The 11,842-nt window shown below is 42.1% G+C and carries 10 protein-coding genes; 7 read left to right on the top strand and 3 right to left on the bottom strand.

Translation table 11 applies throughout. From position 1 onward, the window contains the following. Positions 1 to 79 precede the first annotated feature (79 nt). Both BO26_RS06660 and BO26_RS06655 read left to right on the top strand, forming a co-directional pair. On the top strand, positions 80 to 1,426 hold the full coding sequence (locus BO26_RS06660) for an NCS2 family permease (protein WP_036770196.1): 1,347 nt from the start codon (positions 80 to 82) through the stop codon (positions 1,424 to 1,426). Positions 1,427 to 1,696: 270 nt separating this feature from the next. Further along, positions 1,697 to 3,346: a Na+/H+ antiporter gene (locus tag BO26_RS06655; RefSeq protein ID WP_036770296.1), complete on the top strand. Its 1,650-nt coding sequence runs from the start codon at positions 1,697 to 1,699 to the stop codon at positions 3,344 to 3,346. A 45-nt stretch (positions 3,347 to 3,391) separates the two neighbouring features. Here the strand turns inward: BO26_RS06655 and BO26_RS24820 are convergent, their stop codons facing one another. Then, on the bottom strand, positions 3,392 to 3,559 hold the full coding sequence (locus BO26_RS24820) for a hypothetical protein (protein WP_477707009.1): 168 nt from the start codon (positions 3,557 to 3,559) through the stop codon (positions 3,392 to 3,394). After that, positions 3,553 to 4,509 carry an HTH-type transcriptional regulator MetR gene (gene metR / locus BO26_RS06650; RefSeq protein ID WP_036770195.1) on the bottom strand — a complete coding sequence of 319 codons (957 nt, stop codon included), beginning with the start codon at positions 4,507 to 4,509 and terminating at the stop codon, positions 3,553 to 3,555. The genes BO26_RS24820 and metR overlap by 7 nt, the downstream gene beginning before the upstream one ends. Positions 4,510 to 4,617: 108 nt before the next feature. On the opposite strand from metR, the gene metE reads away from it, so the two are divergent. Together metE and BO26_RS06640 are read left to right on the top strand one after the other, a co-directional pair. Next, positions 4,618 to 6,894, top strand: a complete 2,277-nt coding sequence (metE, locus tag BO26_RS06645; protein ID WP_036770194.1) for a 5-methyltetrahydropteroyltriglutamate--homocysteine S-methyltransferase — start codon at positions 4,618 to 4,620, stop codon at positions 6,892 to 6,894. A 250-nt stretch (positions 6,895 to 7,144) separates the two neighbouring features. Beyond that, on the top strand, positions 7,145 to 7,978 hold the full coding sequence (locus BO26_RS06640) for an intradiol ring-cleavage dioxygenase (RefSeq protein WP_036770193.1): 834 nt from the start codon (positions 7,145 to 7,147) through the stop codon (positions 7,976 to 7,978). Positions 7,979 to 8,221: 243 nt separating this feature from the next. Here BO26_RS06640 and pcp read toward each other — a convergent pair whose 3' ends face one another. Then, the gene (pcp, locus tag BO26_RS06635; RefSeq protein WP_036770192.1) at positions 8,222 to 8,878 is read right to left on the bottom strand and encodes a pyroglutamyl-peptidase I; all 657 of its coding nucleotides are present in this window, start codon (positions 8,876 to 8,878) and stop codon (positions 8,222 to 8,224) included. A gap of 700 nt (positions 8,879 to 9,578) precedes the next feature. Here pcp and udp point away from each other — a divergent pair. From udp to BO26_RS06620, 3 genes are all read left to right on the top strand, one after another. Continuing rightward, complete coding sequence (gene udp / locus BO26_RS06630) at positions 9,579 to 10,334, top strand: uridine phosphorylase (RefSeq protein ID WP_036770190.1); 756 nt, start codon at positions 9,579 to 9,581, stop codon at positions 10,332 to 10,334. Between the two features lie 96 nt (positions 10,335 to 10,430). After that, complete coding sequence (locus tag BO26_RS06625; protein ID WP_036770189.1) at positions 10,431 to 11,213, top strand: tyrosine-protein phosphatase; 783 nt, start codon at positions 10,431 to 10,433, stop codon at positions 11,211 to 11,213. A gap of 68 nt (positions 11,214 to 11,281) precedes the next feature. After that, a complete protein-coding gene (locus BO26_RS06620) occupies positions 11,282 to 11,818 on the top strand; it encodes a DedA family protein (protein WP_420864684.1) in 537 nt (178 codons plus the stop codon). Positions 11,819 to 11,842: the final 24 nt, after the last annotated feature.

The raw sequence follows: 11,842 nt of genomic DNA, 5'->3' as shown, positions 1-11,842 counted from the left end.
GTTGTTATTAAGTGAGGTAATCGTTTTCGTTTGATTAGGAAGTGGAAGAAGTACCATGAACATAATGCAGGGGAACAATATGTCTGGCACTCAGGCACCAGTTAAATGCAGACTGGATAAGTATTTTAAATTGACTGAACGTGGCACAACGGTACGCCGCGAGATTCTGGCTGGACTCACAACTTTCCTGGCGATGGTTTATTCAGTCATTGTTGTACCAGGGATGTTAGGGCAGGCAGGGTTTCCCCATACGGCTATCTTTATTGCGACTTGTTTGGTTGCCGGTTTTGGTTCTTTGTTAATGGGGCTTTGGGCTAATTTGCCGATGGCAATTGGTTGTGCAATTTCATTGACTGCATTTACCGCATTTAGTCTGGTTTTAGGGCAGCAAATCAGTATTCCAGTTGCACTTGGGGCAGTCTTCCTGATGGGTTGCTTGTTTACGGTGATTTCTATTACGGGTATTCGTTCCTGGATTTTACGTAATATACCCATGGGTATTGCGCATGGAGCTGGGATTGGTATTGGGCTGTTTTTGCTATTGATTGCATCAAACGGTGTTGGCCTGATCATCAAGAACCCGCTGGAAGGTTTGCCTGTTGCTTTGGGTTCGTTTACCTCTTTTCCTGTGGTGATGACTCTGCTTGGGTTGTCTGTTATTTTCGGCCTGGAAAAATTGAAAGTTCCCGGTGGTGTGTTATGGGTGATTGTTGTGATTTCTGTTGTTGGGTTGATTTTTGATCCAGCGGTGAAATATCAAGGGTTCTTTAAGGTACCGAGTTTGGACGATGATGGATTGTCCCTGATTTTTAGCATGGATGTTCTGGGGGCTTTACAGCCAATTGTATTACCTAGTGTGTTAGCGTTGGTGATGACTGCTGTATTTGATGCGACTGGTACCATCCGTGCGGTCGCAGGGCAGGGGAATTTGTTGGATAAAGGCGGGCAGATTATTAACGGCGGTAAAGCGCTGACTGCGGATTCTGTCAGTAGTATTTTTGCCGGCGCTATCGGTGCTTCTCCGGCTGCGGTATATATTGAATCAGCAGCGGGTACCGCAGCAGGTGGTAAAACAGGTTTAACCGCAACAGTTGTCGGTATCCTGTTCCTGTTAATTTTGTTTTTCTCTCCACTTTCATATCTTGTGCCGGCATATGCAACGGCACCGGCGCTGATGTATGTTGGTTTGCTGATGTTGAGTAATGTCAGGAAGCTGGATTTCAATGATTTTGTTGGGGCTATGTCCGGTATGCTCTGTGCGGTCTTTATTGTTCTGACCTGCAATATCGTGACCGGTATTATGCTGGGCTTCAGCTCTTTAGTTATTGGTCGTATTTGTTCCGGTGAATGGCGTAAATTGAACATGGGAACAGTGGTGATTACGATTGCTTTAGTAGCATTTTATGCTGGTGATTGGGCTATTTGATTGATTAAAAAGTGCGTAGGGGGTGTCTGTGCCTGCGCATTTTACCATTTCTTGCGATTACTTTTAAATTCTCAATTATTTCCCCTCTATTTATCTGGTTAGTTTACAATATTCCTGCAATTCTTTTGGATACGGCTCAGCATGTATCCACCTTTTTCGATTGATTCAGTTATTTTAGTATTAAGATTTATTCTCACTGTTTTTGTTTTGACGGAAAGAAAAAGTCTCAATCTATATACCAATGGTTCTCAGGTAAATTGTAAGGGCAACATGGAAATATTCTTTACTATTCTGATCTTGATTTTGGTGGTTTCAGTTTCTGGCGTTCTGACTAAGGTGATTCCGTTCCGCATACCTTTGCCGTTAATGCAAATTGCCATGGGGGCATTACTGGCTTGGCCACATTTTGGCTTACATGTTACTTTTAATCCCGAACTATTTCTCGTTTTGCTAATTCCTCCTTTGTTATTTGCTGATGGCTGGAAAACACCAACCAGAGAGTTTTTTCAGTATGGGCGGGAAATTTTCATACTAATGCTGGTATTGGTGCTGGTTACTGTTGTCGGTATTGGTTATCTAATTTACTGGCTGATGCCAGGCATTCCATTAATTGCTGCTTTTGCCCTTGCTGCTGTGCTATCGCCAACAGATGCGGTAGCGTTATCATCCATCGTTGGAAAAGGGCGAATTCCTAAGCGCATAATGAGTGTAATGGAAGGGGAAGCGTTAATGAACGATGCTTCTGGCCTGGTAGCTTTAAAGTTTGCTGTAGCGATAGCGATGGGAACGATGGTATTTACTGTTACCGGTATGACTATCGAATTCTTCAAAGTTGCTATTGGTGGTTTGTTATCTGGTATTGCAGTGACCTGGTTGTACAGCAAATCTCTGCGCTTGATGAATCGTTGGAGTGGTGGCGATCCAGCAACGCAAATTGTTTTCATGTTGTTGTTGCCGTTTGCTTCCTATTTGATTGCAGAACATATTGGTGTTTCAGGCATCTTGGCTGCGGTCGCTGCGGGTATGACTATCAGTAAATCTGGGGTGATCCGTAATGCGCCGTTGGCGATGCGTTTGCGTGCTGATAGTGTCTGGTCAATGCTAGAGTTCGTATTTAACGGCTTAGTATTTATTATGTTAGGTCTGCAATTACCCGGGATCTGGGAAACTTCTGTCGTACAGGCAGAACTTGATCCGACAGTTGAGACCTGGATGCTGTTTGCCGCAGTTGCAGTGATTTATGTTGCGCTTCTACTACTGCGTTTCTGTTGGTTGTGGCTGATGAAGAATATCAGCAAAGCCTTTATGAAAAAAAATCCACTGAATTTTGCGACTTATACCACCCGTGAATTGTGGTTGGCCTCTTTTGCCGGGGTTCGTGGTGCAATCACACTTGCCGGTGCACTGTCTGTTCCTCTGTTTCTGACGGATGGCACCCCATTCCCGGCACGCTATCAGCTTATCTTTATTGCTGCTGGGGTCATCCTGCTCTCGTTGTTAATCGGTGTTATCTCTTTGCCATTTCTGTTACGGGGAATTCAACCTTCTGATAAAGAGGCAGATATCAGTGAAGTAAGAATGGCTCGGGCAGCCATGGCGGAAGTGGCTATTGTCAGTATGAATAAGATGGAAGAACGTCTTTCAGCCAGCACTGAAGAACAACTGGATGCCGAAGTTATTACTGAAGTTGCTTCCAGGGTAATTGGTCATTTGCGTCGTCGTACTGTGGGACAAGATGAGATAGAACATAACCTGCTGGTGGAAGATTTGGAACGTCGTTTTCGTCTGACTGCATTAAGGGCAGAGCGTGGTGAGTTATATCATCTGCGTGCAACCCGGAAAATCAGCAATGAGACACTTCAGATCTTACTGCGTGATTTGGATTTACTGGAAGCTCTGCTGGTAAAGAAAGAGCACTGATATCCTGCAATTTGTTGGTTGTCACGACAACAATATTGTGCCGCTTTATTCGGCCTGATCGGTGAATAGCTCGCCTGTCAGGTTGATAGCGGATTTGTGATATTTGCTCATGTCTGGCTGGTGGTATTGATTTTTCCGCCGTAAATACCGGAACCTCCCTGCTAATGATAGAAAATACGTTGGTTCCGGTGGAATGGCTGATAAATTTACCATTGGAGGGAGTTTTCTGGTTGCGTTGCTTTGGGTTCATTTGTGCTTGATTTTGAAATTCCTTTCACAAATGGCAGATTCTGCATTGCATGTTGGCGCGCAGAACGAATAAACGCATCAATCTCAGGCTGTCGCTGCTCACCGTCCCGGACAGCCGCGTATAGTCTGCTCCATAAACCCTCCCCTAGCGTTTTAGTTATCACTAGCCCTTGCCTTTCAAATGATTCAACGACCCAATGTGGCAAAGCCGCGATCCCCATGCGGGCGGCAACCATCTGAATGAGTAACAACGTGTTATCCACATTTTTCAGCGTGGGAATAACACCGGCTGGTTGTAGGAAACGCCGCCAGATATCAAATCGCTGACGTTGAACAGGATAGATCATCAATATCTCATCAATTAAATCATTTGGTTGGATATGCAGTTTATTTGCCAGAGGATGATCCGGTGCTATGACTAGTTTGACTTCGTAATCAAATAGCGGTGTGTAGTGCAGGTTACTGTCAGGGAGAATATCTGATGTTAGAACCACATCCAGTTCCCGTTTTTGTAGTGCAGGTTGTGGATCAAAAGTGACACCAGATTTGAAATCTACATTGACCTGTGGCCAGGTTTCGCGGAAATGTTTGAGTGCGGGGGTTAGCCACTGGATACAACTGTGGCACTCAATGGCGATACGTAGATTTGTCTGGCTTGGTTCCTTGCATTCGCAGAGTGCGTTTTGCACCAGAGGAAGAACTTGTTCTGCCAGCCGTAATAAAATCTCACCCTGTGGCGTGAAACGAAGTGGCTGACTTTTACGAATGAACAGCCGGAAGCCAAGGCGATGTTCAAGATCACTAAACTGATGAGACAAAGCAGACTGTGTCTGATGCAGGTGATTGGCTGCTGCCGCTAATGAACCAAAATGACTCAATGATTGTAATGTTTTTAGATGTTTTATTTCGATCATGAGAAACCTTCAGGATGATAATGAATAAATTGCGCTTGTGGTTTATACCTTACCTGTTGATTATGGATGTGTAAACATCTAGACGGCTAAAAATGACGGGATAATGAAATGACGATTATTAATCACACACTTGGCTTTCCACGTATCGGTTTGAAAAGAGAACTTAAAAAGGCTCAGGAAAACTATTGGGCGGGGAAAATTTCCCAGCAAGAATTATTGGAAACTGGCCGTGAGTTACGTGCCCGTCACTGGGAACAACAGAAGCAGGCTGGTGTTGATTTAGTGCCGGTTGGTGATTTCGCTTGGTATGATCATGTTTTGACAACCAGTTTACTGCTCGGCAATGTGCCACCGCGTCACCAGAACCCAGATGGCTCGATTAATCTGGATACACTGTTCCGTATTGCTCGTGGTCGTGCACCGACGGGTGAACCTGCCGCCGCCGCAGAAATGACTAAATGGTTTAATACTAACTACCATTATATTGTGCCAGAATTTCAGCAAGGGCAGGAATTTAGACTGAGCTGGACTCAGTTACTAGAAGAAGTGGATGAAGCGTTGGCTTTGGGCCATCAAGTAAAGCCAGTTTTACTGGGGCCGGTAACTTACCTGTGGTTGGGTAAAGTGAAAGGCCAGGTATTTGATCGTCTCTCTTTATTGAAAGATATTCTTCCTGTTTATCAGCAAGTATTGGCTGAGCTAGCTAGACGTGGCATTGAATGGGTTCAGATTGATGAACCTGCGCTGGTGCTGGAACTGCCAGCAGAGTGGCTGGCAGTTTATCCGATTGCTTATCAGGTACTTCAGGGGCAGGTTAAGTTATTGTTGACTACCTATTTTGACAGCGTTGGTCACAATCTAGAAACGATCAAATCCTTGCCGGTACAAGGGCTACATGTGGATTTGGTTGCTGGTCAGGATGATATTGAGCAACTGAATAAGTCATTGCCAAAAGAATGGGCGCTTTCTCTTGGTGTGATTAATGGTCGTAATGTATGGCGCGCTGATTTAACTACCAAATATCAGTTGATTAAGCCATTGATAGGTAGCCGTACTCTGTGGATTGGTTCTTCCTGCTCTCTTCTGCATAGTCCTATCGATTTGAATGATGAGACAGCGCTTGATGCAGAAGTGAAAAGCTGGTTTGCGTTTGCATTGCAGAAATGTGAAGAACTGGCTCTGCTGACCTCGGCATTGAATCAGCCAGAAGGTAGTAAACAAGCAGAGTTAGATGCTTACAGTGCGCCGATCTGTGCTCGTCGTGAATCTAAACGGGTAAATAATCCGGCAGTTACTGAGCGCCTTGCGGCAATTAATCCACAGGATAGTGAGCGTAATCAGCCATATCCACAGCGTGCCGAAATACAGCGTCAGCGCTATAACTTGCCATTGTGGCCGACAACAACAATTGGATCATTCCCGCAAACAACGGAAATCCGTGGCTTGCGTCTGGACTTCAAAAAAGGCCGAGTAGATGGTGCTAACTATCGAACCAATATCTGTGAACATATTAAGCAGGCAATTAACGAACAAGAACGTTTAGAGTTAGATGTATTGGTTCATGGCGAAGCTGAGCGTAATGACATGGTGGAGTACTTTGGGGAACACTTTGACGGCTTTGTCTTTACGCAGAATGGTTGGGTTCAGAGCTATGGCTCCCGTTGTGTTAAGCCTCCGGTAATTATTGGTGACGTTAGCCGTCCTGAGGCGATCACTGTGGAGTGGGCCAAATATGCTCAATCATTGACGGAAAAACCTGTCAAAGGAATGTTAACCGGGCCGGTGACTATTCTCTGTTGGTCATTCCCAAGGGAAGATGTTAGCCGTGAGACGATTGCTAAGCAGATTGCATTGGCACTGCGTGATGAAGTGGATGATTTGCAGAAAGCTGGTATTGGTATCATCCAGATTGATGAGCCTGCATTGCGAGAAGGTTTACCGCTGCGTCGTGAAGAATGGCAGGCTTATCTCGATTGGGCGGTGGAGGCATTTAAATTGAGCGCCGCAATTGCTAAAGATGACACACAGATTCACACTCATATGTGTTATTGCGAGTTCAATGACATCATGCCCTCCATCGCAGCATTGGATGCGGACGTGATTACCATTGAAACTTCCCGTTCAGATATGGAGCTGTTGGATTCATTCGAAAACTTCTCTTATCCGAATGAGATCGGGCCGGGTGTTTATGATATTCATTCACCTAACGTACCTAGTGTTGAATGGATTGAAGCACTGCTACGTAAAGCAGCTGATCGTATTCCGGTCGAACGCTTGTGGGTTAACCCGGATTGTGGTTTGAAAACCCGTGGTTGGACTGAAACTCGCCAGTCATTGGCTAATATGGTTCAGGCGGCGAAACGCCTCCGTGAGTCAGTGAAATAACTCAATCCAGCAATTTGCCTGTCACCTTTAAATGGGGGATGGGCATTTTTCGTAAAATAATCTTTCTTTTTGCAATAGTACGTATCGATGCGGCCTAACGGGAATCTTTTCTGTTACCAAACTTTTAGTAACTTATATATGCCATATTGGTATTTGAAAAAATACATTTTATTAACAAAATACCCACGACGTAACAAAATGGAAATTGGAAGCATTGTAATAGAAACTAAATAATTAAAGAGAGGATTATATGGATGTTAATAATTTGCAAGGTAAGAAAAGTAGCTCTCGAAGAGATTTCCTAAAAAGTGGTGCGGCTATTACGGCTACGGCTGCACTTGCTCCAATTGGTCTGGCCCATGCGGAAGGGAAATTATCGCCACAGAATGGAATTGGTGTGTGTACACTTGCACCAGAGCAGATATCGGGACCGTATTTTCGAGATAGTAAAATTGTAAGGAGAGATATTACAGATTCAGAAGCAGGAATACCTTTTTTATTAAAAATAACTATTTTAGATGAGAAAACATGTAAACCTGTTGATAAATTATTTGTTGATATTTGGCACTGTAATAGTCGTGGAAAATATTCTGGTTGGAGTTATATAAGCCCGGATATACCACCTGAAGCCGGTGAAATATCCGCTATCAACAGAACTGATGATAAAGTTTTTCTAAGAGGAGCTCAACAATCGGATAAAAATGGGGTGGTTAATTTTACTACTATTTATCCTGGTTTTTATGTTGGTAGAGCAACTCATATTCATATTGCAATTAGACAGCTTAGCAAAGATATAAATGAAAAAGAGCATTTTGCCTTTATTGGTCAAATGTATTTTCCTGAAGAAATTAATACAGATATTTATAAATATGATCTGTATTCCAAACGCAGGATAATAAGAACAAAAAATCATGAAGATAACTATTTTAAAAATATGAATGGTCATCTTTCAGAAATAAAAATAACCAAAATAGACGAATCTGATATTAACCGTGGGATACTGGGTGAAATAATTCTATCAATCGACCTGGAAAATATATCTAATTTCATAACTAAAGATGATTTATATTCCCATACTGTATGACTGGCTTTGTTGAATAAACTAAATTTCAATGTAATAACAGTCGAAATTATAAAGTAACCTATGTAAATGGTATGCTGATTAGTAAGTTAAGAGAATATCAGATGCTTGATATTTACATACGGATATTGTGCAGGCACAGAGAGGATTATCTTTGTTGTTTGGTTAATATTATCCAATAGATCGTGTTTCTCTGTGCCTGTCATTTTCGTGGAAAATTTTCAACAGCGTGAGCGGAACATTAAATTAATGAGTAGCACCTCCACTAATGATGATATCTTCACTGTTTTTTAATGCTTCATCGATGGCGATTTCCAGTGCTGTTATGACTGTTTCCAGAGACATACTTGGTGTGCCAGAATATCGCACTGCCTGTTCAGGCAGATAAGGGATATGGATAAAGCCACCGCGTATTTCAGGATTGGTATGCGCTAAATGGTGCAGCAAGCCATACATAACATGATTACAGACGAAAGTGCCCGCAGTTTGTGAAATTGACGCGGGGACTCCTGCTTTACGCAAACCTTTGACTATCGCATTGATCGGTAATGTGGAGAAATAGGCCGCAGGGCCTGTTACGACTATGGGGGTATTGATAGGTTTATTACCTTGATTATCGGGAATGCGAGCATCATTGATGTTAATTGCCACGCGTTCTACGGTAATATCTGGCCGACCACCCGCTTGCCCCACTGAAATCACTAGATCAGGTTGTATTTCATCAATAGCGGCGTATAGGCAAGCAAGAGAGACATCGAATACGCATGGAAGTTGGCGAGCTTCGACCCGTGCTCCGCATAGCCTGCGACCCTGTAACTGTTTGGCTGCTTCCCATGACGGATTTATCGTTTCATTGTCGAAAGGATCAAAACCGGTAATTAAAACTGTTTTTTGTGTCACCATAGATAGCACTCCTACATGTTGGAAAAATTCTAATATGTTCAAGCAATATGCATTCTATAAAAAGGTGACTGTGATATTTATATTTGTCAATTGCTAAATTTTTATTGGAAACAAAATCATGATATCATTGAAAATAATAAAGAAAAATATTTTATTAGATATGGAAATAAAACATGGTTTGTTTTTTTAATTTTTCACGATAATAAAGAATTGATGTGAATATAATTTGGTGTATTGTATTGTGGATTTATAAACATCAGATTAGGTAATTTTAATAATGGTGATAATTTATATTTAATGAGGTTGTAGACTTTTTTTTCCTTCTTCACGGTTAATAAATCAAATCAGATGTTTGGGGATGTTTTTTTTCTTGGTGTTGTTTTAAATATAAATATAATTAAATAATTTGTTTGTTTCCCGGTGTGAATGTATTCAGGTAGTTTATGGTTGAGAGAAAATATTTGGCTTTTTTGTTAAATTTGCAATAGTTATTCAACCTTGTGTTAATCTTCAGCAACAGTTGGTCCACCCGTTTTTCTTACTTTTATGGTTGTTTTTGTGATTTGAGTCACAAAATAATGTACGTTTTTCTTTTTTATATTACTTTAAAGTGATTTTTATCACTAAAAGATGTCTAAATACTTAATACAGTAAGTTTCAATTAATTTCATTATAAATTCTTCCCGTGGAGGAGTCTGATATGTCTGATGTGTTTCACTTGGGTCTGACCAAAAGCGACCTGCAAGGCGCAACTCTAGCTATTGTTCCGGGTGATCCGAAACGTGTGGAAAAAATTGCAAGATTAATGGACAACCCAGTTCATCTTGCTTCTTTGCGTGAATTCACGTCCTGGCGAGCAGAAATTGATGGTAAAGCGGTTATTGTTTGTTCTACGGGCATAGGTGGCCCATCAACGTCCATTGCTGTTGAAGAATTAGCGCAATTGGGGGTTCGTACTTTCCTGCGTATTGGTACAACAGGTGCAATTCAAGAAAATATTAATGTTGGTGATGTACTGGTAACCACGGCGGCTGTTCGCTTGGATGGTGCTAGCTTACACTTTGCCCCGATGGAGTTTCCGGCAGTGGCAAATTTTGAATGTACAACTGCATTGTATGAAGCGGCAAAAGATTTAGGTGCAACGACACATGTTGGCGTAACAGCTTCTTCAGATACTTTCTATCCTGGCCAGGAGCGTTATGATACCTATTCTGGCCGTGTTGTGAGTCGTTTCAAAGGGTCAATGGCTGAATGGCAGGCAATGGGTGTCATGAATTATGAAATGGAATCTGCAACTTTGTTGACTATGTGTGCAAGCCAAGGGTTGCGTGCGGGTATGGTTGCTGGTGTCATTGTTAACCGTACGCAGCAGGAAATTCCTGATGTTGAGTTGCTAAAGAAAACCGAGAGCAGTGCATTGATGATCGTAGTAGAGGCCGCTCGCCGCCTGTTGTAAATCATATTCTTTGGGGCCGGAATATTCCGGCCCACTCTTCTTTTTAGATAGAAATCTGTTAATGTCTTAACATTCTACAGCTAATTAAGAGTAATCATGATTACAACATCCTTATTGCATCCATCAGCACTTCCCCTCTATGGAGGGATTAATTTTCGTGATTTAGGTGGTAAAACTGTAGTCAGTGGAGGGAAAATCAAATCAGGTTTACTTTTCCGTTCTGGTTCTCTGGATCGTTTGACAGAAAGAGATCAATCTTTCCTGGTAAAGAAAAACCTATTCCAAATTATAGATTATCGTGACATAAGTGAAATAGAGGATAAACCCGATCAGATATGGAATGGCGCTAATTATCATCATGCCCCGGCTAATCCATTGTCTGAGGAGGTGAATGCTAATCTGGAAAAGTTGGCGTCAGAAATGCTGGAACAATTTAATCCACAGGCGTTTATGTTCCGTCTTTATGAATTATTGCCTTTAAAAAACCCCGCTTATAAGACGTTGGTTAACTTACTGCAACAACCGGAAAAAGGTGGGATAGTACAACATTGTGCAGTAGGTAAAGACAGAACTGGTGTAGGCTCTGCATTGGTGTTGTTTGCACTTGGTGCTGATTTAGATACGGTAATGGAAGATTATTTGGTGACTAACTCTACACTGGCATCTTACCGTGAGTATTTGTTGAATGAACATGCGAAAACCATGAGTGACAATGTGGTTGAGAAATTCGCTTATGTCTATTCCGTCAGAGAAGAATTTCTTATGACCGCCCTAAACAGTATTAATCAGAATTATGGCAGTGTAGATGTATGGCTGGAGAAAGATTTCGGCCTTGATTGTGCAGCCCGTAGGAAATTACAAGATTATTTCCTTGAATAAAATATTGGTTTAATTCTGGTTAATACGGCAGCGGTTAAATTGAATGTGGTATTAATCAATACAGGAATATGAATTTGAGTCTCCATGAACTAGTTGATCTGGTAATAGGTTTTGTTAAAGCCCATGATACCTGGATCATACCGATAATTTTCTTACTCGCTTTTGGTGAATCTTTAGCTTTTTTCTCTTTGTTATTACCTGCAACTATCATATTGCTTGGATTAGGTGCATTAATAGGTGAAAGTGGTCTTAATTTTTGGCCGATGTGGTTGGCAGCCGCAGCAGGGGCCTTCTTCGGCGATTGGGTATCCTATATTGTTGGTGCTTATTTTAAAGGTGATGTTGTTAAAATTTGGCCGATTTCTCGCAAACCACAACTGTTGACACGAGTACATCATTTCTTTGATCGTTGGGGTATCTGGAGCATTTTCTTCGGTAGATTCTTTGGCCCATTCCGTGCAATTGTGCCATTGGTGGCGGGCATATGTACTATGCCGTTGCGCTATTTCCAAATTGCTAATATCTGCTCCGCGCTTATTTGGTCTTTTGGGGTGTTAGCTCCAGGCGTTTTTGGTCTGCAATGGTTGGCTAATTGGATGAGCTAATTGCGAGTGGCTTCGCAAACTGAA

This window comes from Photorhabdus australis DSM 17609, assembly GCF_000711895.1.
Lineage (GTDB): Bacteria > Pseudomonadota > Gammaproteobacteria > Enterobacterales > Enterobacteriaceae > Photorhabdus > Photorhabdus australis.
This window is presented reverse-complemented; position numbering and strand designations above follow the sequence as displayed.